Source organism: Maritalea sp. (genome assembly GCF_051251695.1).
In the GTDB taxonomy this organism is placed as follows: domain Bacteria; phylum Pseudomonadota; class Alphaproteobacteria; order Rhizobiales; family Devosiaceae; genus Maritalea.
Window position 1 is genome coordinate 1 of record NZ_JBPOEU010000039.1, and the last position, 21,118, is coordinate 21,118.

Annotated in this window: 18 protein-coding genes and 1 pseudogene; 7 read left to right on the forward strand and 12 right to left on the reverse strand. The window is 51.2% G+C overall.

From position 1 onward, the window contains the following. The 8 genes from ACSHWX_RS16510 to ACSHWX_RS16545 all read right to left on the reverse strand — a co-directional run. Positions 1-769 (reverse strand): recombinase family protein (locus ACSHWX_RS16510; protein WP_435669337.1); only part of this gene is annotated, 769 nt, incomplete at its 3' end. Beyond that, positions 766-945, reverse strand: coding sequence for a hypothetical protein (locus ACSHWX_RS16515; RefSeq protein WP_435669338.1), 180 nt, complete (start codon positions 943-945; stop codon positions 766-768). The genes ACSHWX_RS16515 and ACSHWX_RS16510, both read right to left, overlap by 4 nt. 251 nt (positions 946-1,196) lie before the next feature. Continuing rightward, the gene (locus tag ACSHWX_RS16520; RefSeq protein ID WP_435669339.1) at positions 1,197-1,838 is read right to left on the reverse strand and encodes a hypothetical protein; all 642 of its coding nucleotides are present in this window, start codon (positions 1,836-1,838) and stop codon (positions 1,197-1,199) included. 3 nt (positions 1,839-1,841) lie between these two features. Beyond that, positions 1,842-3,455 carry a type IV secretory system conjugative DNA transfer family protein gene (locus ACSHWX_RS16525; protein ID WP_435669340.1) on the reverse strand — a complete coding sequence of 538 codons (1,614 nt, stop codon included), beginning with the start codon at positions 3,453-3,455 and terminating at the stop codon, positions 1,842-1,844. Next, positions 3,455-3,778: a hypothetical protein gene (locus tag ACSHWX_RS16530; RefSeq protein WP_435669341.1), complete on the reverse strand. Its 324-nt coding sequence runs from the start codon at positions 3,776-3,778 to the stop codon at positions 3,455-3,457. Before ACSHWX_RS16530 ends, ACSHWX_RS16525 begins: the two co-directional genes overlap by 1 nt. After that, complete coding sequence (locus ACSHWX_RS16535) at positions 3,775-4,896, reverse strand: hypothetical protein (RefSeq protein ID WP_435669342.1); 1,122 nt, start codon at positions 4,894-4,896, stop codon at positions 3,775-3,777. Before ACSHWX_RS16535 ends, ACSHWX_RS16530 begins: the two co-directional genes overlap by 4 nt. A gap of 19 nt (positions 4,897-4,915) precedes the next feature. Further along, the gene (locus ACSHWX_RS16540) at positions 4,916-6,229 is read right to left on the reverse strand and encodes a hypothetical protein (RefSeq protein ID WP_435669343.1); all 1,314 of its coding nucleotides are present in this window, start codon (positions 6,227-6,229) and stop codon (positions 4,916-4,918) included. Positions 6,230-6,437: 208 nt separating this feature from the next. Continuing rightward, a complete protein-coding gene (locus ACSHWX_RS16545; RefSeq protein WP_435669344.1) occupies positions 6,438-6,788 on the reverse strand; it encodes a hypothetical protein in 351 nt (116 codons plus the stop codon). 139 nt (positions 6,789-6,927) lie between these two features. On the opposite strand from ACSHWX_RS16545, the gene ACSHWX_RS16550 reads away from it, so the two are divergent. The 3 genes from ACSHWX_RS16550 to ACSHWX_RS16560 all read left to right on the forward strand — a co-directional run bounded on the left by ACSHWX_RS16550 (position 6,928) and on the right by ACSHWX_RS16560 (position 12,362). Next, the gene (locus ACSHWX_RS16550; protein ID WP_435669345.1) at positions 6,928-7,212 is read left to right on the forward strand and encodes a hypothetical protein; all 285 of its coding nucleotides are present in this window, start codon (positions 6,928-6,930) and stop codon (positions 7,210-7,212) included. Between the two features lie 72 nt (positions 7,213-7,284). Next, positions 7,285-10,971 carry an ankyrin repeat domain-containing protein gene (locus ACSHWX_RS16555; protein WP_435669346.1) on the forward strand — a complete coding sequence of 1,229 codons (3,687 nt, stop codon included), beginning with the start codon at positions 7,285-7,287 and terminating at the stop codon, positions 10,969-10,971. 647 nt (positions 10,972-11,618) lie between these two features. Next, entirely contained in the window at positions 11,619-12,362 is a 744-nt protein-coding gene (locus tag ACSHWX_RS16560; RefSeq protein ID WP_435669347.1) for a hypothetical protein, read from the forward strand. On the opposite strand, the gene ACSHWX_RS16565 is transcribed toward ACSHWX_RS16560, so the two are convergent. Beyond that, positions 12,355-12,699, reverse strand: coding sequence for a hypothetical protein (locus ACSHWX_RS16565; protein WP_435669348.1), 345 nt, complete (start codon positions 12,697-12,699; stop codon positions 12,355-12,357). The two genes, ACSHWX_RS16560 and ACSHWX_RS16565, sit on opposite strands and share 8 nt — an antisense overlap. A 152-nt stretch (positions 12,700-12,851) precedes the next feature. On the opposite strand from ACSHWX_RS16565, the gene ACSHWX_RS16570 reads away from it, so the two are divergent. Then, a complete protein-coding gene (locus ACSHWX_RS16570) occupies positions 12,852-13,421 on the forward strand; it encodes a recombinase family protein (RefSeq protein WP_435669349.1) in 570 nt (189 codons plus the stop codon). Positions 13,422-13,709: 288 nt separating this feature from the next. Here the strand turns inward: ACSHWX_RS16570 and ACSHWX_RS16575 are convergent, their stop codons facing one another. Further along, complete coding sequence (locus tag ACSHWX_RS16575; RefSeq protein WP_435669350.1) at positions 13,710-14,768, reverse strand: IS110 family transposase; 1,059 nt, start codon at positions 14,766-14,768, stop codon at positions 13,710-13,712. A gap of 431 nt (positions 14,769-15,199) precedes the next feature. Here ACSHWX_RS16575 and ACSHWX_RS16580 point away from each other — a divergent pair, with 431 nt between their 5' ends. After that, positions 15,200-17,128, forward strand: a complete 1,929-nt coding sequence (locus tag ACSHWX_RS16580; protein WP_435669351.1) for an AAA family ATPase — start codon at positions 15,200-15,202, stop codon at positions 17,126-17,128. Between the two features lie 257 nt (positions 17,129-17,385). After that, complete coding sequence (dut, locus tag ACSHWX_RS16585; protein WP_435669352.1) at positions 17,386-17,859, forward strand: dUTP diphosphatase; 474 nt, start codon at positions 17,386-17,388, stop codon at positions 17,857-17,859. 56 nt (positions 17,860-17,915) lie between these two features. On the opposite strand, the gene ACSHWX_RS16590 is transcribed toward dut, so the two are convergent. Together ACSHWX_RS16590 and ACSHWX_RS16595 are read right to left on the reverse strand one after the other, a co-directional pair. After that, a complete protein-coding gene (locus ACSHWX_RS16590; protein WP_435669353.1) occupies positions 17,916-19,733 on the reverse strand; it encodes a hypothetical protein in 1,818 nt (605 codons plus the stop codon). 2 nt (positions 19,734-19,735) lie between these two features. Further along, on the reverse strand, positions 19,736-20,668 hold the full coding sequence (locus ACSHWX_RS16595) for a hypothetical protein (RefSeq protein ID WP_435669354.1): 933 nt from the start codon (positions 20,666-20,668) through the stop codon (positions 19,736-19,738). Positions 20,669-20,936: 268 nt separating this feature from the next. Here ACSHWX_RS16595 and ACSHWX_RS16600 point away from each other — a divergent pair. Next, positions 20,937-21,118 (forward strand): annotated as a pseudogene (locus ACSHWX_RS16600) (hypothetical protein); the annotation flags it as partial.

Consider the following 21,118-nt stretch of genomic DNA (forward strand, 5'->3'; position numbering starts at 1 on the left):
CGGGATTGAGCCGCGAGACGCGCTTGCCGGTCTCAGGGTTCTTGGCATAGCGCAGACGGTTCCACACCAAGCGGCCATTGTAGAGTTCATTGTTGAGGATGCCTGTGCCCCGTTCGCGGTTGCCGTAAATGGTGCTTGGACCCCAATGGCGCGCGGTTGGGGCCGCAATACCTTCGTTATTGAGCGCAAAGGCAATCTTCTTCGGTGAGATCCCAGCGAGGTAGTCGCTGAATATGCACCGCACGACGGCGGCCTCGCTTGCGTTGATCACGCGCTGGCCCTTGTCGTCTTCATTCTTGACCACATCGTAGCCAAAGGCGTTTCCGCCGCCCGAACGCCCTGCTTCGACGCGGCCGCGCAATCCGCGATGTGTCTTTTGGGCAAGGTCTTTGAGGAAGAGCGCATTCATCGTGCCCTTGAGGCCAATATGCAGCTCAGAAATCTCACCCTCAGCGAGGGTGACCATCCGAATGCCTGCGAACGTGAGCCGTTTGTAGATCGCTGCAATGTCTTCTTGATCGCGGCTGAGGCGGTCCAAGGCTTCGGCATAGACGGTATCGAACTTGCCGTGTATGGCGTCTTGCATCAGCGTCTGAACGCCGGATCGCAACAAGGTCGATGCCCCAGAAATCCCGTGGTCTGCATAGGTCTGAACGATCACGTGCCCATCAGCTTTGGCGCGCAGCTCGCACAGGCGCACTTGATCTTCAATGGAGGCCTCAGACTGCATGTCGCTTGAATATCGGGCATAGATTGCGGTGCGGGTCATGGGCTGTCTCCTCGTGTGTGTTTTGGGCTGTCTTCCGCATTTTGCATGGCGCTCCATGCCCGCTCGGCGGCGCGGTGTGCGAGAAACCGAACGATGCCCCTTAGATCATGACGCCGTTTGGCCAAACCTGCAGGCAGTGCTCCATCTTCTCTCTTACAGTTTACATCAAACTTCATATCCAGCACCTCAAAAGATCAGGTTGGATGTGGCGTTATCCACAATCGGGTTGACCTTGGCGGCGGTATTAAACCGCCAGCCGAGCGCGGAGCGTTGGATATTCTGTGGTTGTTGTTGCGTCATATCGTGTCTTTCTCTTTGGGGGGATGCCTCCTTGGTGTGAACAAAAGAGGAACATAAGAACATGTAAGTCGTGTCCTGGCAAGGATTATTTTCCTAGGGTGGGTCCGTACGATGGGTTTAACAGGGCCTAACGCGACCGCCCTTTTGTCTGTTTTTGCGCCTGATCCTGCGCAGTTTGGCGGCGCTCTTTGAATTGCGCACGGTCCAGATCGTGGGCCTTGTGATGCGCTTGTCGCGCCAGTTCCGACAGGCCCAGCATGTCTTTTGGGCGAAAGCTCTGCGTGTCTTGCAGCTTGCCGTCTTGGTCCTTGTAGGTGCGGGCGACCGTGACGGAGTGATAGGCCCCGTTCTCGCCGTCATTGCGCCAGATCGCAGCTTTGAGCGGGCCTTCGCGTAGGGTGTCTTCGGGGCGGCGGGGTTCATTGGTTTTGTCTGACATATCTTGTGCTCCTGTGTGTGGTTTGGGTGACTGCGATTGTATGCGTTGGCGTTCCGCTTCCCATCGCGCATTGAAGGCGGCGGCATCGACATCAGCTGCAAAGTCCGGTGAAGGGCGTGGCGCTGGATGGGGGCGCTCTTTCTCTACCATCGTTTTTTGCGTTAGGTGGGATGGGGCGGCCTCTTGAGTGCGATCCGTAGCGTTTTGATTGGCGGCGCTGCGCTGCGCGAAGATGCGGGCAATCCGCACCTCTTTGAGCCGAGTGGCAAAATCACTGCTGGGTAGGGTTGGGACTGTGTCTGCATATGTGATGGGCGGGCGTGTCGACATGGGCTATGTCTCAACTCGCGACCACGTGCCATCGCGATACTGCGGCAGATGGGCGAAGCGATCAGGAACTGGCTCAGTGATGACCCGCCGCGTGCGTTGCCCCCAGCGCGTTTGGATGGTCACTCGATCTAAGGGAGGATGCGCAGGATTTGGATGATATAGCCCCGCGAGATGGCGTGATTTCCAGTATGGGCGGCGCGTTATAGGGATTGGATACGGCACGTCTTCGTGGAAGAAATAGGCCGCATCCAGCTGGGCGTTCATGACCTCGTCGGTAGTCTGAAGCTGCCGCTGCTGTTTGCTTTGATGGCCGGTCTCATAGCTCTGGTGCGCCGCCGCCAGTGCGGATTGCAATGGGTCGCCACCGGATATGACTGCGTGCAAAGCATTGTTCCTTGCATGCACTGCACGCTCTTGCGCCAGACGATCATCATAGACGAGCGTTTGCGTACCGCACATCTCGGCGCAGCTTTTTGCGCTGTCCAAATCGCGCAGAGCAAACATCAACTTTCCGGCGGCGCTGGATTGGATAAGGGCTTTGGCATTGGGGCCTAAATTGGCCATTTGGGCTTCGGACTGGAACACTGCGATGGGTTGGATGCCGATCCCCGCGCCGTATGTAAACAAGCGAGGAACAAGGGGAAAGCCCCCGCTTTCGCCGCCTAGCTGGCCGCATTCATCCAACAGGAAAGTGATGCGCCGCGCGCCGGGGGAACGGGACTTGTATAACGATGCGCCAACAAAAAAAGTTCGCAACACCGAACTCCAAGCTTGAAGATATTCTGCAGGGGGGCATAAATAGAACTGCCAAATTTGATCATCAGAGACCAGATCGGCGAGCGATAGGGTATAGGGTGGCGAGACAGATGCCATCAGCAAGGGATCAGAGAGGCAGGAAACGGCCTTGGACAGTTCCCCGAGAATGCCACGAAAGCCGCCGGAAGAATCGCTGCGGGATGTTGCAATCTCGGCTTCTAGCTTTTTTACTTGGGCTAAGCGCGATATTGACATTTGGTAGGCGATGTCGAGCCACTTGTCGCCGTCTGAGACCAACGCGTTGATCGCTTCGTAAAGCGCCGGTAAGGTGACTGCCCCGATCATCTCGGCGACGACCAAGGTCAGCCCTTCGCCGAATTCGCGTGCCCTTGGGGCAAAGTAGTCATCTTGTGAGACAGCTTTGCTTGGTGCCAATTCTCCCCAGAGGACCTTTGTGTCTGAAACAAGCGTCGGGCTGTTGATGTGCAGGTAATCGACAGGGTTGATCCGAGCTTGCGGCAAACCGTGCATAGGCAGCGGGCACCAATAGGCGCAGGACTTGCCATCCGCTGATTGGTCTTGTGAGAGATACGCGCCTTCGGCCTTTGGATCGAGCATCATCAACGTATGCTGGCATGTGCCTGTAAGTAGATTCCTACAGATGACATCACGCATCTTTCCCGCTCGGGCTCCGGCTACAATAGTTAAGCCTGCTGGACCATGAAACCAGACATCTCGACCTTCAAAATACCCGACAAAAAAGGAGTCAGGTCTTTGCTTAAAGAGCCCTGCGCGGGCAAGCTCATCATATGTTGCGAAGCGGCTTGAGCCGAAACGGTTCTGTGCATTATCCCCCCGCATCACCGACGCCCCCCGAAGAAACGCATCATGACCCACATCGTGAGAGACACGAAGGCGATACCGAGCCCCATCCGTACCGTGAAGAACATCAGCGGATAGGCAGCGATTTTGAGCAACCAATACACGAGCGTTGCGGCGTTGCCCTCATAGCGTGCAAGAATTGCCTGTTGGATCGTGATATCCAAAGCAGCCCAAAGATCGGGCGTCCAAAACAATGTCGCGTAAGCACCCACACATGTGGCCAGCCATTTGCCGCTGCCTGCAATCAGTGGGTTTGGGGCTTTTTGTCCGCCACCACCGCCTAGTCCCATGAGCCAACTCATTGTATATCCTCTTCTTGATTTGCGGGCGGGATCAGTGCGATCCACGGCCCAGTTACGGGTGTGTTCGTTTGGGGGTGGTGCACGGCACTGCTTGCCGAGGGCAGCGCTATTAGATCGACGAAGGCCGCAAGATCTGCTGCAACCGCGCCTTCTATCGACGTGAAGTTGTTGTATTCGGTGTTCGCTCGATAGCTGTTGGTCACGCCGGTGATGGCATAGCTGGTCCCACCATTGCGTGAGACCAAAAGCGCGCCACCTGAACCGCCGGGAATCCCGTCACAGCCTTCGGTTACGATGACGGCAGTAGACCCCGCCGCAACATCGCCGGTATCTTCGCGTCCGGTGGCTGCGCAGCGCACCCCAAAGACATCATAGCGCGCGAACTTATCTGATGTGGGACGGGCGGCATAAAGGGGGTGGGACGCATAGCGCGGCAGATCAGCAAAACTGTAGGAGCCTATGCTGAGTAGGATTTGATCCTGTGCCGAGGTCAAATCCAGGGGTGTCTCGACGACAGGCAGAACAGTCGCTTCTGCGCAGGCGGGCGTGGCTAGCTCTACAACGGCATAGTCAAGCCCGAGACGGCGGCGCGGTGCCATGCTGCCCAGATGGATTGCCTTCAAATCATAGGCCCTCCCACAGGCCGCAAGGTAAATTCGGCCCCCGGAGGGCGCAGGCGGTTTAGTGGTCATGCCAAGAGGCCCGTGCCATTTGCCGTCATCGACAAAGAGGTGCGCAGTGGTGAGTGCTAGATTCGGCGCAATCAACGTTCCTGTGCCCTGTCCAGAATGATCCCAAAATACCGGCCCAATCCCGCTAAGCTTGCTCGGCAAGGTCGGGTCATTCAGCTCGAAGACCTGACTGATGTAGGGAACCGGCGTTCGGTCATCACGTCCCGGTGCGGGGGCGTAAGGAATGCCCGCCCTTGTGTCTGGTGCTGGCGGTAAAGGTGTGACGTCCTTCGGTGTCTCAGGCACGTCGGGCGCTTGGGTAAAGCTGTCCAGCAACCAATCTGGCAGATCGATCTTTTCCATCGCGGCGGTAAAAATCATTGCTCCGCAAAGCGCCGTCGCCACGGGGATCGGCCAATGGTTTAGAATGGTCTCAAACCTTGTCATCGGATTTACCTTCCTCAAATTATTTGGAGTTGAGCTTGCGCGGAGTTACTTTGGGTTTGGGAAGCTTAGCTGCGGGCTTGCTCAGGCGCGGGCGACCACGTTTGGGCGCACCCGTTTCTGTCTCAATGCGGTGCTTGGATTCCGCCACCAAGCGCGCAAAATCCTCGACACGGCCCAATTCGGCGAGCGTGATATAGGTCGGCAGCGGCGACTCGTTTTCTTCACGGATTTTGAGCTTGAGCGAGCGGTACAGCGCCAGACGGAAACCAACGCCTGTCCAACCACACAGATCCAAGAGCAAGGCCGCCATGGTTAGGGCAGGTAGACGCATTGCCGTCGCAAACAACCGCTGCGCCATGCTCAGCGTCACCTGTTCCGGCAAGTCCGGTGCGAACTCCTCAATCCGATCCGCTTCCGCGTCCAATTGAACGGCATAGCGGCGCATCCCTGCACTGATCTCAGCGATCCGCGCCCGCGATTGCGGCTTGGCCTGACTGCGGGCAGGCACGCCTTCAGCGATGCTGTTGGCCGCTTGACGGATGACACGCGCAGGATCAAGCGACAGCAAGGCTCGCATCTCTCCAATGGCCTGCGCCTCAAGGGTTTTGAGGCGCGCCCGCTTTTGAGCATCAGTCATCTCGGTGTTGATCTGTGCGGTACGCAGTTCTGTGATCACAGAACTGAGTGTCGCGACATGACCATTGGTGGCTTGCAGCAGGGTCTGCAGCAACTCAGCTGCCTGATCATATTTGACTGCCGAGGCTGCGTAGGAGTTCGACACAGACCCAACGCCAGATTCACCTGTTGGACCGTTTCCAGCGATTTCTGCGCCTTCAAGGCCTCGGGCTTGCTTGGCGCGGTCCACCAACGCAGCCTGAATGATTGCAAGCTCACTGACATATGACACAAAGCTCTGCCCGGCATTGCTCAAGCGGTCGATACTGCCCTGCTGGGCCAGTTCTAGACTGACTTCACCGGCTGTCGCGCTGAGGTTGGCCGTAACTGAAACGGCCCCGTAGCTAGAAAAGCCCAGCGTTGCGACCACAGCGAAAATCAGCAACGGATTTTTTGCTTCAATGTGCGGGAGAGACCACGCACCGGCCCAGAAAATCCGCGCAATCAGCCAAAGGCTTGTGCCCATCAGCGCACAAAGCAGGAAATCGTAGATGTCGGGATTGGTGAATTGGCTCAGTAAGCCTGCCGCAGAAATAACGGCCGAGATGAGGGCCAACGCAGATAACGAAGGTCTGGCCTTTGCGTCAAAGGCAAGGCACAGCGCCAGAAGCCAAGCACTTGACCAAAGCGGGCCGGAGTCATGGTTGGGGTGATTCATGTTCAGTTCTCCTAGGTCGCATCAGGCAAGCCGAGGCCGGCCCCGCCGAACGGGTCGGCAGGCGCGAAGCACTGAAGCAGCTTGATATGTTGCAGTTTGGTGGTGTGGACCTCGTCAAAGCGAGCCACACCCACAAGTTTAGATGAGATTTTCCATCAGGGTGGTTTTGGCCCCGCACCCCCGGCCGTTACCGGGGGTGCGGGCCGAGTCATTTGTCGAAGTGACGCGCGACGAGGGGAAATTTCAGCCTCACGAACAGATCGAGCAGCTTGTCTGCCTCAACGTTGATGCAATGATCCGAGTTCAGGAAATCACGCAGGTACCTCTCATTTGGAAAAACGTCGTCCACAAGTGGCACGTGGTAACGTTCAGACGGCAGCCAGAACTGACCACCTGAAAGGTCAAACCACATCATCTCGTCTTGGAGCTTGGTTGGGGTCACGCGCGGCGAGATATCAAGGTTGCGCCAGACCAGCTTAAGACGCGCCCGATACACAGGGTCCTTGATCTGCGCTGTCGTTGACAGCAGTAGTTTGGATTTGTTGTTGGTAGTTTTCATGGGTTCGCTCCTCAATTTGATGAGGAATCAGTACGAAATATGCCCGCAGCTAGCGTTACCCCGTTGTTGGAAAAGTTGCGCGCCAATGTAATTTTGTGTTACTATTCATGTGGTTAAATTATTTTCGCGCAGGAGGTTTATGTATTGTTCTATTGGAAAGCAACTGGGTTCGTTGTTGGCTCACTATGAGCAAGATCTAGACCGGAACCCTGACGACATTGAGGCTTTGAAGAAGATCAGCTTGTTGTCTCATGCGTACCGAAATTTCGCTCAGGGCGACCTGAAAGAGTTCGTGCAGGACTTTGATGCCGAATATGCTGAGGTAACAGTTTCATTGAACGGCACGGCCAAAGCATCGCCAGCAGAAGAGCGAAGAGCTTGGCTCGATGCAGTGGGCGAAGTGCCGCCTCAACAAGAGCCTTAACAGAGCTGGACTTCGGTACCCTGCTTTGCAACTATTGGCTGACCTGATGGTTTTGATTTTGAGGCTGGCCTTTTGGAATACATCGTTGATCGTACGTTTCAAGGAGATTTCCTTGTATTTCATCTTAAAGAAGCATCTGGCGACCTAACGGAAGAAAACATAGCCGGTAAGGTTCTGCGCGTCAAAAAGGATACCTTTAGCCGATGGCTAAATGGGCATAGTAGGCCGGAAGTCCAAAATTTGATTTCTGCGGCAAAATTCGTCCACAAGAACTGTTTCAAGGAGAGGGAGTATCGGGAATTTCAGCGAGATTTCCTGCTGTCCTTTGATTTTTTATGGCGATTGCAACGTAGAGAGTTGAAGTCAAACGAAGAGCCTAACGGTTTGGCGAAAGAATTTCTTGAAATGATTGGATGGAAACGCAACGATCCGCCTCTGACACGCCCCGACTTTATTCCAGAGAAACTCGCCTTTGCGAAAGATCCCATCGACAGCATTTGGTTGAACCCGCACAATCACCATTCCCTCCCTCTGACCGGGAGAGATGCCGAAATAGAGTTACTGGAAAAGTTCATTCATGCCGATGCCGAGTTCCTCGTCGCGGCGCTGATTGCCCCTTCCGGCGCGGGAAAGACGCGGCTCGTGTCCGAGTGGATGAAAAACTATATCGCGGAATACAACGATGACGGCTGGGATGCTGGGTTCGTCACCTGCCCTGATCCGGCACCATGGCAAGCAGAAAACTGGACACTCAGCTGCAATACCGTAATCATTGTGGACTACACCTACAACTATAGAGCCGTGTTGGGCGTGATCATGGATCGTTTCAAGAACGGCGCTCCGTATAAAATCCGCCTGCTGGTTCTCGATCATGTTTTGCCGGATAAGCTACAAAACGATATCGGGTGGGGTGAAGCCATTCGCAGCCAAGGATTTCGCGAAGGACGGGAGGATCTATTCTTCAAACCATTGCCCATCGAACTGGCCCCTGCATCCGATGATACTGGGCTTTTGCGCGAGGTTATCGCTACAGCGGCTGATCCTTACACAAAAGAGAAACGCTACAACAAGGACAGCTTCGAGGTCCATCGAACAGTCGAAGCGCTAATGAAAATAGGCGCGGTGGATAGGGCAACAGCAACTTCAGACGAATCTCGCGGCCAAAATGCAATTCGCCATCCGCTCTTCGCCGCGCTTATGGGGCAAATGCTAGGCCGGAATCCAGATACTAACTTCGCAGGAATGTCACGGCGTGATCTTATCAGTCACTATTTTGAGGGTCCAAGGCGACTGCCGTGGTTGCCTGATGCGGACAATCCGAATGCAAGTGCTATAGGGCTCTGGGTCGGGGTATATGTGTCTGTGGCAGTACTGCTGCGTGGTTTAGAGAAAGACGATGTCTTAGAGTTTCAAGAGCTGTATTGTGACGAGTACGACTTCGTCACGGATCAAGCGCTATTCAACAAAATATTTGACATTTGCAACCGTTTTGTATCGTCAAGCGACAAACAGAAAATCAAACCATTTGAACCTGATATACTAGGTGAAGCGTTCTTTCTGAAGTTCATTGAAGACTATGGGGCGAATCAGGAAATCTTAAATTTGCTGGCTAGTGCGCTTACGCAAATAAGTGGATTAGAAAGTGAACAGGAACGTGTTGGTGCATTTTTGGGAACAATGCAGCGCCTCGCTAGAAATTTGATTAACGATGACTCTTTAATTGTAAATTCGTACTGGGATGCGTTGCGGCGCTTTTTGTCACCAAAGCGGTTCCCAAAAGGCTCGAGCCTGCGAAGTGCGGCGTCGATCACGTCAGCGACATTGATAAAAAGGCTTGAAGAAAACAAACAGAAAAAAAACGCTAGAAAATTTTCTGAAAATGTCGACATCGAGTGCTTGAAAACGGTTCAACTAGATTGTCTGAAAGAAGCAGCTCCCAGCGCGGTAATCCAATTTATAGATTGGAAGGTTGGAATTGGTGATGGGCTTGAAGATTTAGAAACAGATTTACTCTCAATTTTAAGTTCAACCCAAAAAAGTGATGATAAAAATGCTCATTTGAGAATAGCAGCCGCAGAAGGTTGCGTTGATGCCGCAAAGTACACTCAGAAGCTAATTGGTGGTGATTTGCATGGTCTGGATTCTGGAGGGTGGAGTTTACTGCACATTGCGACCTACTCTGGCAGACAAAACTTTGTAGAATGGATCATTGAACAGGGCGTTGAGTTGGATCAACAGGAAGTTAGCAACGGGTCAACTGCCCTTATGCTTGCTGTTGTAAGGGGATACGGTGAGATTGCAGGTCTAATCATTGAAACAGGTGCTGATCTAAATTTGTGTGGAGGTGAGATGAAGACGACTGCCCTTCATCGAGCCATTATTACGGGCAGGTTTGAGCAAGCGCTGATGCTTGTGGAAAACGGTGCGGACCTAGAGATCTTCTCGGCCAAGAATTTGTGGAATGCGCTTTTGTTGGCAAGTGCAAAAAGTAACGTGCATGTGGTGAAAAAGTTGCTTGATGCAGGCGCAAATCCGAATGTGTTTTCGCAAGAAAAGCACAGTGCCCTATACTATGCTTGTTCTACCGGAAAATTAGAAATCGCAAGAACTCTCCTGGAGTCGGGAGCAGAGATTGATTTCGACAACAAAAATTCAGACAGAAATGCTCTAATGGTTTCAGTTGAAATTGGGCACATTGAGCTTGTCAAGATATTAGTTGATGCAGGCGCAAATCTAAATGTAGTCCTTGGGGCGGGTGCGTCGACCAGAACTGCGCTTGCCATTGCTTGTGAAAGGGGTGACTTGGAGATTGCAAAAACCCTAGTTGAGGCAGGTGCTGCAATTGATGAGAGGATGCGATATTTGGGCCCTACGGCTCTGTTTTTGAGCTGTTTGGGGGGGCATAAGAACATAGTTGAATTTCTTTTGCTGGCAGGGGCTGACATCAACAATGCGTGTTTGGACTTGGGTTATTCCCCTTTGATGGCAGCAAGCATGAACGGTCATATTGATGTCGCGAGACTTCTTGTGGACGTTGGGGCGGAAGTTGATCACTTGGCAGCAGACGGGAAAACTTCGGCAATACTTTTGGCCATCTCAAGCAAGCACGATCATGTGCTGGAAATACTGGCAAGTAAAACCCATGATATTGATCGACCGGTATTGGAAGACGGAGCAACTTTGCTTTTGTTAGCTTGTAGTCAAGGTTTTGAAAGTGCGGTTGACATTCTGTTGGATAAGGGCGCGCGAACAGATGTGATGTCGGCTTCAAACGGTTGGTCTCCACTGATTATTGCAAGCTCAATCGGCAATGAAAAAATTGTTTCTAGTCTTATCAATGCTGGAGCTTCTGTGAATTACGCAGCAGAAAGTGATGGAGGTTGGACAGCTCTTATGGCAGCTGCAGAGAACGGGTTTCTGGCGATAGTTCGGCAGTTGGTATTGGCTGGTTCGGATATTGACCAAAAGACGACGGACATTGGTTGGACTGCCTTGATGGCAGCCAGTTCTTCTGGAGAAGAAGAAGTGGTTTCATGCTTATGCAGTGCGGGTGCTGATGTAAATGCCGGTTCTACTGATGTTGGTATGACCGCTTTAATGATGTCCGTGTTTTGTGGCAATATTGATGTGCCACAAATCCTCGTTTCTTTTGGCTCGCGAGTAGATTTAAAAAGTAGTGAAGGAAAGAACGCCTTTGACTTGGCAAGTGAGCACGGCTTTTCAGAAGTTGAGGCGTTTTTGAAGAATTGTGCAAGTTAGATTGTCGGAGAATAGGGATTTGGCGCGGTCTGGAAAGTCGTTGGTGGCAGCGAAGCCTGTCCACTTTCTGTCTTGTTTAGTACAAAAACTATAACCCAATGGGGAACGCGAGGGCTAAGAGCAGTATCACTGCACTACAGGCTGAACTCAACTCGACGAATTCCGAAGGAATTAGGAGGGCGAGCTGTGCGCCGTTGGCACCGTCAAGCCAGTCACCTTCGGTGCCGCAGTTTGCCTTAATTTGGATCGCCTTGAGTATTACCCAAACCGACTAATTCCATGGGAAGTTAGAAGGGCGAGCTGTGTACTAAGCGCACCGACAAGATCACCACTGATTGTGGTCCAGCTTGCCATCTTCGTTCCCGAATTAAGTAGGGCAAGCTGTGGGCAACGTATTGCGTTGCCCAGAACTTGAAAAGGAGCTGCGCCCCGTTTTGATCCCGCAGTTGGTTTGTGATTTAGGTCAAGTTGAGCCTGACGGTGAACCAAATCAAACATACCATTGAACCCAAATTTGCATCAGTGGATGCAAATGCGGTACAATAGTCAGGTATGTTATTGAACGTTATTTGTAATCTTGTTGATTTTGGCGCGCGGATGCTTTCGCGGCCCGGTGGTGATCCAAGTATACCGGAAAGGCTGTATCTATGCCGGATTTAACCGATGCCGAACTGCTAACCGCGAAAGTTGCGGAAAAGCACAGGGTGGATTTTGATGACCTCCAAAATGAAATTTCTGGGAATGCAACAGGGCGGCTCACAAGGTTTTTGAACGCAGACAGCGACAAGTCTGCGGATGGTAAACGCCGCAACCGTGAACGCCAAGCTGAGCAATATCTTCGCCTGATCGACCTGATGAAAGACCCAGAATATGCTGCGCTCTATGTGGATCTTGGTGACAAGCTAGGAGACACAGAGCGTGAAGCGGATACGGCCATCGCATTGGTTCAGGCTGAATTGCGCAACGTTGAGCAGGCTATCGAAGAGATGGAAGAGAGAGCCGCACGTACCCCAGGAGGGCGCATTGTTTTGCGCATGGATGACGGACAAGTGCTGTATGCGGACGGCGGCGAGGTCAAACCAGAGATTGCTGAGGGCATTGTCTGGCCACAGAACGCTCCGAGTGGCGACGCGTATTTTGCCGCCAACCAGCAACGAACGCAGCTATCTGATCACCTCTCCAGCTGGGAAACCTACCGCTATGACACGCTTGGCGGCATCCGAGACACATACGATGACACTGATACCCCGTATCAGAGTGTTGACGAGCTGCGCAAAGCGTTGGGCTCGATTGACGATATGCGCCCCGATGCTGTGCAGCCGAGTGGTCTCACTGTTGCGGAACAGGTTGATTTCACACCGACTCCTCAGGCCTTTCCCACATTCAATTAAACGTGCCGCAGCGGTTCTCAATTACCACGACGATGACCGAGCTGGGGTGATAGTCGCCGAACTCGTGTACCCGTGCCGTTATGATCTCAAAGCCTTTGTCGCTCATCCCATGATCTCCGTAGAAAACCTCTGCGATGCATTCGGCCAGCTCGGGTTTGATCCGCGTGGAAATTGATACAGCCATGCCCAGCTGAGCCGAAACATACCCGTGTTGTTGGTCATCGTTCCATTGGAAGAAATCACTGCCTGTAAACCCCTCGGCACTAGATTTCTGTGGATTGATTGCGGCAAGCGCTGTCAACACTATTGCGCCCGCCTGTCTTGCTATGCTGTTCATATTTCATGATTTTTGAACAAGGCCAGTCTTTACGGGATTCCGCAGATGACGTAAACAGGGCACTAGGAAACACAGGGGTTTGCGCAGCGCGTAAAAGGCCAAATGCGGCCTCAAAACAGGTTATCGGAAAGGATGGTTTTCGATCACATCTTATGTCCAAACCCCGCCGTATCGGTTATATCCGCGTTTCCACTCGTGCCCAAACCACAGATCGCCAAACGAAAGCGTTAGAGAATGAGTGCGACGAACTGCATATCGAATATGTCTCTGCCGTTGCCGGTGAACGACCGGTTTTTGAGGCTGTTCTTGCGGGTCTGCAATCGGATGACACCTTCGTTGTCCTCGACCTGGACCGCGCGTTTCGCAGCACTATCGACGCGATGCTGACTGCAGATGCACTGCGTCAACGTTCGGTTAAAATGCGCGTTTTGTCTTTGCCTATCGATACCACGACGGCTGAGGGCGAGCTGTTTTATACAATGGTTGCGGCCTTTGCAGGCTTTGAACGGAGGATCATTTCAAGGCGCACGAAGGAAGGGCTGCAAGCCGCGCGCCTTCGCGGGCAGCCCCTCGGACGGCCGCCAAAATTAAATGCTCATCAAATCAAAACGGCCCATCAAGCGTTGACAGCCGGTGGCACGACTTGCCGAGAACTCGCCCAATCACTCGGAGTTTCGAGATTGACCCTGCAACGCGGGTTTCGTCGCCATGGCCTTGCCTAACCGACCGGACTAATCCGCCGTTCGTGCATGGTGACACCAACGGCCCACATGTATGTACCGGCTGCTGTTCGCAAATGATTTCCTGGCATGTTCTCGGAAGTCGCTCATATGTATTCGGCCTGTTTATCGACACGCGGGTCGTGGCCTTGTTGGGGTTACGCACGCGCCGTGATCTCATTAGCGGACAGGTCGATTATGACCTTAAGGGCCGTCAGACTCTGGGGGCGTAATATTTCCGTTCCATGCTTTGCTATCTATCGCGAACTCCTTTGGGTTGCTGCGGGTCTATCAGACGCCGATAGCAACCTCGTCTCTTGGGGCGTCAAACGCCGTTTTGTGTCTCAAGATGCTCCACGCCATCCGCGCGAGCTTGTTGGCCAGTGCGACAGCAACCTTGTTTCGATGCATGCGTTCGGATGCACGCATCAGCCACTCGCCAAAGCTGAAGTCGGGCCACCGATGTGGTCGCATCATGATGACTTTCGCTGCTTGGACGAACAGCATTCTTAGGTATCGGCTGCCTCGTTTTGAGATACGACCCAAGATCGTTCGCCCTCCAGTGCTGTATTGTCGGGGCACCAACCCGACCCAAGCTGCAAAGTCCCGCCCGCGATCAAAGGCCTCGCCTTCACCAACCGCCGCTACCATCGCCGTGGAAATCATCGGGCCAATCCCAGGGATCGTCATGACATTCACGCAGTTCTCCTCGGTTCGACTAATCTCTTCGATCTCCTTTGACACCTTGTCGATCCGATCATCCATCCACATCCAGTCGCCGTAAAGACCAATCAAGATGCGCCGCATCCGAGGTGATATCTCGTTTTTGCGCTCCTCCAGAATCGTCTCGAAGGAATTCTTCAAAGCGCGCAGGCCTTTGCGGACCGCAATTCCTTGTTCGATCAGAAAGGCGCGGATCTGATTGATGGTTGCCGTCCGACGCGACACCAAACGTGACCGCACACGATGTAATGCTTGTAAGTCGAGCTGGTCCTGCGTTTTCTCGGAAACGGCCTTCAAGTTCGGTCGCAGCGCTGCCTCGGCAATCGCCTCTGCATCGTTGTAGTCGTTCTTTTGACCCTTGTTAAAAGGCTTACCGTAAATCGCAGGGATGATCCGAGGCTCAAACCCGAGCTTGCGCAACGCCCGACTGACGAAATGGGCGCTCAGGCACGCCTCCATTCCGACAATGCATCGGGGCAACTTCTCAAAAGTCGCAATCAATGCAAGACGCTTTATCTGCTTGCGCAGGACGCGTTGGCCGTTGTGATCAAAACCAACGAGGTGAAACGTATCTTTGCCAATATCGACACCAATCGACATGAGCTCGTCAAATTCAGTCTTCGCCATGCTACTTCTCCTATATGCAGGTGAAACTAGGCTCAGCCTAACCTGCTGGGTGAAGCAGCCGGTACATCCCATTAGCGGACCTTGGCGCTAAAACTCGACGCTGCGCTGCAACTTCCCCAAAGCGGACGTTCGCATCAGGGTATGCAGGGCTCAGCGTTAACAAAAAAGGAACCTAATGGCTTGATCAGGTTCCAATCCTTTCACCAGCAAAGTACTCCCGACCGAACACTTGCCTATACAAAGCTAGTTTTGGATCGAACGGATTATATAACTGAAAACGCAAGCACCGCGACATCCGCAATATTGAATTTCGACTCTCAACCAATGATTATTTGCTTCCAACACGCAATAACGGCCATTTATCAATATACTGTTGCAACATCGCCCGCTGAGATACAACATCTTGTGAATCGAGTGCGGGTGGAGAAGGTATGAAACTAGCTAGTGTAACATTTGAAGGATTTCGTCGGTTTCTCAAGAAGACCACACTGAAAACGAACTCAAAGCTTACAGTCTTGATTGGGCCCAACGAAGCTGGAAAATCCTCTATTTTGAGGATGTTGACTCTATTTTCTGACAACTCAGAGTTCGTAGATCAAGATCGCTATAAGTTCTCTGACGATGTAGAGATTGAGCTAAGAGCAACCTTCCATCTTGAAGAAGAGGACTATGAGGCAATCGGTTCAACAACCCCGACAAGCTATGTCTGGTGGAAGGAAGATAATGGCAAGCTCTTTCATAAGTTAGTTCCAAGGCTTTCGAGACCGAAAGAGCACAGAGAGGCCTTCAAAAAGAATCTTGTTAGATGCGTAAATCACCAGTTGTTTGTAGATGAGTTTTCCCATGAAGAGCTTGATGTGGTAGAGCTTCAGAAAGCAGCAACCGCACTGAATACCTCTAAGGAAACATACGACGAAAGCGATCTGAATTTTCTCTTAGAAATAGCAAGAATCTTTGCCGGAATTGAGTTTGGCAGGTCTCCAAAGTATCTCGGTAACGGAGCCAAAAGCATCGAAGAATTTCTGGAAATTGAACGGCTTGCGCATCCTAACGCCGTTGCCCTCAAGACAATTGAACAACGGCGCCCGTCGTTCGTTGAGTTTACCGACGAAGATCGAACTCTTGACCCGTCCTTCAACGTCAGCCTGTTTGAGCACGAAAACGCGAAACAAGCTGTAGAACCTTGTAACGCCCTACAAAACCTTTGTGAGATTTCTGGACTTGACCTGCACCGTCTGAAGCAAAACCTCACCGATAAGAAGCACGACCGCATTCAGTCCCAAATCGACAACGCCAATATGAAGCTGCGTAAGATTTTCGATGAGTCTTGGTCTCAATCTGACATATCTATCTACTTGGGATGGCAAAAACCTGAGATACAAATCATGGTTCAAATCCGTGGTGAGGAAAATTTAGAGTATAACCTAATTGATGAACGTAGTGATGGGTTTCGCCAGTATGTTGCTCTTTTGGCATTCATCATCAAGGAAGATGCTCATACGCCGATCCTCTTGATTGACGAAGCAGAGTTGCACCTTCACTACGATGCCCAGGCTGACCTTATCCAGACGTTCACTGAAAGAAAGTTGGCCTCTCAAGTGATCTATACGACCCACTCGGCGGGCTGTTTGCCGGAAGACCTTGGCGTTGGCGTGAAGTTAATAGAGCAGGTTGAAGATGGTGATGATTTTGCCACCAGTAGGATAGAAAATAACTTCTGGTCAAATGATACGTTAGGGTTCTCCCCTATTTTATACGGGATGGGTGCCCAGACATTAGCGTTTTTTCCAACCCGAAAAGCCGTTGTGACCGAGGGTCAGACCGAGATGCTGCTGATGCCAACGATACTCAGACAAGTTAGCAATGCAGACTTCAACGGCTTTCAGGTCGTGCCCGGGCTTGCAAACGCAGCAAAATCGAGGATGGGACAGTTTGCTTCGCAAGGTGACCAAGTAGTCTATCTCCTCGACAACGATATAGCGGGTAAGGAATACCGAAAGAATCTCGTGAAGCTAGGTATTCAAGACGAGAGAATTTTTGTGGTATCAGGGTCAGGAAAAAGCGCCGTAACTGTAGAGGATTGGGTTGATGACATCGTCTTCTCCGAAGCCGTTGAATTGTATCGTACGAGGTTTTTTTCCGCTGCGCCCTCGTTCAAATCAGGTTTCTTTGACGGAGATGGAAAGGCCGACAAACTCAAGAGCTATGAGAAAATGATTGGTTGCCACGTTTCGAAAACAGTCTTGGCCTATATCATTCTTGAGGTATCGGAATCAGCATCCGGACGATCAATCTATAACAAGAGACACAAGAAAATGCTTCAGAAGCTACGAGCCGACCTTATCGCTTCATTTGATTGAGAGCTGGTGGTTTGAGCTGATGCCAGTTTCGTGGACGGCAACATAATCTTTCATAGCTCTCTCCTCGTATTGCATCGGGCTCAGATATCCAATGGTCGAGTGACGGCGTGTCGGACCAGATATGATGCAGGACAGCTTCGATTTTCGGATAATCGCTAAAGGTCCAAGGCGGCTATGCTTTGTGTCTCTTGCATAGCTGTTGAATGCCGGTGGTAACGCGTGATAGCGTTTTTTCATAACTAGGAGCACTCAGCAATATGAGCACCCAAACTGTAAAGTTTCAGTATGTTGATGGTGCAGATCTCAGACAGGAGAAGCCTTCTAAAGCCACCTCGGGTTCGTCTGGATTTGATCTTCGTGCTGACCTTCTCAGATTGTCGGCGACTTCACGTGAGCTACTGCTAAAGCCGAAAGAAAGCCGTTTGGTACCAACTGGTATTAGAATTGCGATGCAACAAGGCCTTGAAGGGCAAATTCGACCGCGTTCCGGCCTCGCAGCTAAACACAATGTCACTGTGTTGAACGCACCGGGAACCATTGACAGTGACTACCGGGGAGAACTTCAAGTCCTACTGGTCAATCTTGGTCAAGACGAATTCTGTATTCGGCACGGTGATCGGATTGCGCAGCTCGTCTTTGTCACACTACCCAGTATCTCTCTCGAGTTGAGCCAAAACCTTTCTCAAACTGAAAGGGGTGAAAAAGGGTTTGGCTCAACAGGCTTAGGTTGAAGTTTCGAAATAGCATTACTCTTTAACCCTAGGCCAAACGGTTCATACCTCAATAATCAGAGAGTCTCTGCATCAAGTAGGTTGACTACAGCCTTGACCGCAAGATTGCATGCTCGCTCGGCTGCAATGGCTTGTGAGCCGTCTTCCTTCCCCATTCCCCAATCGCAAATTCCTTTTATAAGGATCCATTGGCGTCCTTTATAGATGCTTGCTCCAGCCACGGCATTTCCCTCCATTTCGCCACCAACGGCTTCGGGAAAGGCTGCACGCAACTCGTCAACCGTCTCTTCATGATCAACCAGCATTTGGCCTGATATCATAATTCCTTCTGATATCTGATAATTGATACCAGTCGTCTGGGTGCGTGCAATTCGTGTGGCTTGAAGAATTCCCGGGCTCGCTGATGAGCGTTCACCGCGAATAATTTCCTTCGAACCTTTCCGTTTAGTTTCATAGTCTTGAATATGGGTTGCAATCAACACGTCTCCCAGTTTTTGAAATTCACTTCCATCCTTGAAAGGTTTGAGTCCAAAACAAATTCCCGCACTTACCAGATAGCTTATATCAAGCTCCTGCAGAACATTGGGAAGCACCATTCCCGCACTGTTGACACCTATTGAACCAGCACTGGTTCTTATATGCACGATGCGTTGTGTAACTCCACGCACGAACTCTTGCACAACACCTTCGCCAACGCGTAGTAATCTGCTGGGTGAGAAACCGTGCTCACCTAGGCAAGAGAATAGTGCAGTGTCTTCGCTGTCCGTTGCAGTCGTGATGGCGACCAAACCTGTCATCTTTGTAGGCACAAAACCTCTCCATATAGTCTCAAATAGTGCATCTTTGGATGCGATACGCTCACCGGCTGCAAGAAGCCTCTGTTGACCATTGGTGTAGAACTCTTTGATCGTTTTAGGCTGCGCTGCAGTGTTGCCATCTAGCTCACGAATGAAGACTTGATGAAACAGTGTTCGTAGCGCAGCTAAGTCTTCAGGCTGATTGGATCTAGGTTTTACCGACGCCGCAACACTTTCGAGAAAGGCACCCAAATAAAAGCCAAAGTGTTCATGTTCTTGCGTTGCGTATTGAGCTAGAATTTCTTCGGTACTAGAAGTGTAGATCAGTGGTCTGCCGCCAAGTGACCGTACAATGCGCTGGATCAGCAGAAAGTCATATCTAGGAAAGTACAAATCAATTTCGCGATAGTTAAAGTCTGGAATACCGGTGCATGTTGCTAGGCCACGTTGTTCTGCGTAATTTTTCATATATATTGCTGAAATCGCCCTAGTTGTAGCGGCAATTTCTGGCGCGTTCAAGGTGGTCCCCCCCCGGTTGGACTCAAGTAAATCTCTAGTAATAGCCAAGTCATCTCGGTTTAGAATTTTGATAATTGTCGCCTTAAGCGAACTTTCGAAATGAGCTTTGTCGCCAGGATTCGCGCGTATTAGCTCAAAGTCAAACTGACTTGAGCTATATCCTGTAACGATCCTACTGAGATCGTCCGTCATACTAAATGAATTAGTTGAGCCTAGGCGAACACCCTCAAGAATGCCTGACTTTCTGTAGTAAAATGGATAGCGATCCGGCACGTGTGAATACCTAGCCTGACGATCTGCAATGAACTCGTCAATGGTCGCACTAGTACTTGTGGCGTCTATTACCCTAGCCTCAATCAGCTTCATTAGTTCTGAAAACAGTCGGGACCGAGTATTCGCGTACTCTGTTATCTGTGAGATATTCGCGGAAAACCTGTAAGGAAGTGCAACAGTCAGTGTTCGGATGATCTCAAGATCGGTATTTTCATCGCGTTCACGGCCTATCGCGCGCGCGGCCTCTCTATTGAGAAAGTCGAGAAATACTGGCTTTACTTCCACAATTAGCTCACACCGCTTCTGAAATTGTCAACACGGAAATTGGAATCCGGTTCCAATTCGACTGTGTCGATTTTTTGAGCAATGACCCAATTTGCATCATTGACCTCAAGCCGCCGTTGGATCCTCGGTAGATGTGCATATGCAGAGGATAAGTCTATCGTGCTGATCAATGTTAATGAATCAGTACTTTGAGAGAGAGACACCATTTGCTTTTTAAGCAAGTCTGCAACTTGATAGAAGCGTACCCTTTCGCTTTCACGCAGTCTTCCATTCTCAAGTCGCGAACGGCGCCCCGGTGCTAGAACTGGTAACGCCGCTCTTGCAGTACTTGAGGTCGCTCCTGTGCCATCAGTCTCAAAGAGATCAAGATCGAATTCATCAACGTACTTTCGAAGCAGGATTGAATGGCTACCTGTCAGATCTGTGAAATGGGTATGTACGCCGACACGAAAATAGAGATGATAAAGTTGCCATTGTAACGCAACGCCAGTTACTACAGGTATGTAGTCCTGTTCAATTTCAGATTGATAATCATACTTTCCTTGTTTGAGAATTTCTGTAACGCTTCGCCAGCCCTTTTCGCGATACTGCCTCGATACAAGCTTTCTTGGAACGGTTAAGATGCGGTGAGGGTGGTCTGGTTTCTTTCGAGAATAATGCGATTTCAGCCAAGACTTATGGGAAGTCTGCCTGCTATCTACTAGCCGACTTAAAAAATACACTCCTATTCCCAATCGAACAAATCTTGATTTAGTACGATGTTTCGCGATATCTTCGGCTATGCGGGCTTGAAGTGTTTTGACTATGGTGTTGTAGCTTTCATATGGCAGAGCGTTGTATTCTTCGGCAAACCCTATGATTTGAGCACCGGTAAGAGGGATACCTCGTACACTGATAATTTTCTCAGCTAAATTGAGATATTTGCTGCCTTCCAATGGATTCGCTGCCCTACTTGCCCTGTTGCCAGTCACCTTCGCACAATTGTGAAAGCATGCGCAACGCATTGGCCTTGATCGCTCCGAGCATTTACATGCAAAGGTCTGCTTTAACGTCTACTTGTGGTTGACGATGCAGATGCCGCGAAGGTCCGGTTTCCGCCCTCACTGACTTACCAGTGTATGTTCCGATACGTTTTTCGTTGCCATCCGACGTCCCATTTGTTCATGATATGTTCTTTGTTTTGATATTTAGAAAGGATACATAATGACCAAAGATCAAATCGATACTCAAACGACTGCACCGACCGCGAACCTCAAGCCCTTCATGTTAGGCTATGTGGTTCGGCCATTTAAAAACGGGAAATCTGCTTCTTGGAGCCGCGTTGGTGTGGCTTGGGCGCATAGCGACGATCAGGGCTATGATCTCTGTCTTGATGCGCTGCCTGT

Bases quoted from the DNA above. Each gene is read 5' to 3' on its own strand.
- ACSHWX_RS16515 (WP_435669338.1), bottom strand. From the start codon at position 945: ATGAAGTTTGATGTAAACTGTAAGAGAGAAGATGGAGCACTGCCTGCA.
- ACSHWX_RS16520 (WP_435669339.1), bottom strand. From the start codon at position 1,838: ATGTCGACACGCCCGCCCATCACATATGCAGACACAGTCCCAACCCTA.
- ACSHWX_RS16525 (WP_435669340.1), bottom strand. From the start codon at position 3,455: ATGCGGGGGGATAATGCACAGAACCGTTTCGGCTCAAGCCGCTTCGCA.
- ACSHWX_RS16530 (WP_435669341.1), bottom strand. From the start codon at position 3,778: ATGAGTTGGCTCATGGGACTAGGCGGTGGTGGCGGACAAAAAGCCCCA.
- ACSHWX_RS16535 (WP_435669342.1), bottom strand. From the start codon at position 4,896: ATGACAAGGTTTGAGACCATTCTAAACCATTGGCCGATCCCCGTGGCG.
- ACSHWX_RS16540 (WP_435669343.1), bottom strand. From the start codon at position 6,229: ATGAATCACCCCAACCATGACTCCGGCCCGCTTTGGTCAAGTGCTTGG.
- ACSHWX_RS16545 (WP_435669344.1), bottom strand. From the start codon at position 6,788: ATGAAAACTACCAACAACAAATCCAAACTACTGCTGTCAACGACAGCG.
- ACSHWX_RS16550 (WP_435669345.1), top strand. From the start codon at position 6,928: ATGTATTGTTCTATTGGAAAGCAACTGGGTTCGTTGTTGGCTCACTAT.
- ACSHWX_RS16560 (WP_435669347.1), top strand. From the start codon at position 11,619: ATGCCGGATTTAACCGATGCCGAACTGCTAACCGCGAAAGTTGCGGAA.
- ACSHWX_RS16565 (WP_435669348.1), bottom strand. From the start codon at position 12,699: ATGAACAGCATAGCAAGACAGGCGGGCGCAATAGTGTTGACAGCGCTT.
- ACSHWX_RS16570 (WP_435669349.1), top strand. From the start codon at position 12,852: ATGTCCAAACCCCGCCGTATCGGTTATATCCGCGTTTCCACTCGTGCC.
- ACSHWX_RS16575 (WP_435669350.1), bottom strand. From the start codon at position 14,768: ATGGCGAAGACTGAATTTGACGAGCTCATGTCGATTGGTGTCGATATT.
- ACSHWX_RS16580 (WP_435669351.1), top strand. From the start codon at position 15,200: ATGAAACTAGCTAGTGTAACATTTGAAGGATTTCGTCGGTTTCTCAAG.
- dut (WP_435669352.1), top strand. From the start codon at position 17,386: ATGAGCACCCAAACTGTAAAGTTTCAGTATGTTGATGGTGCAGATCTC.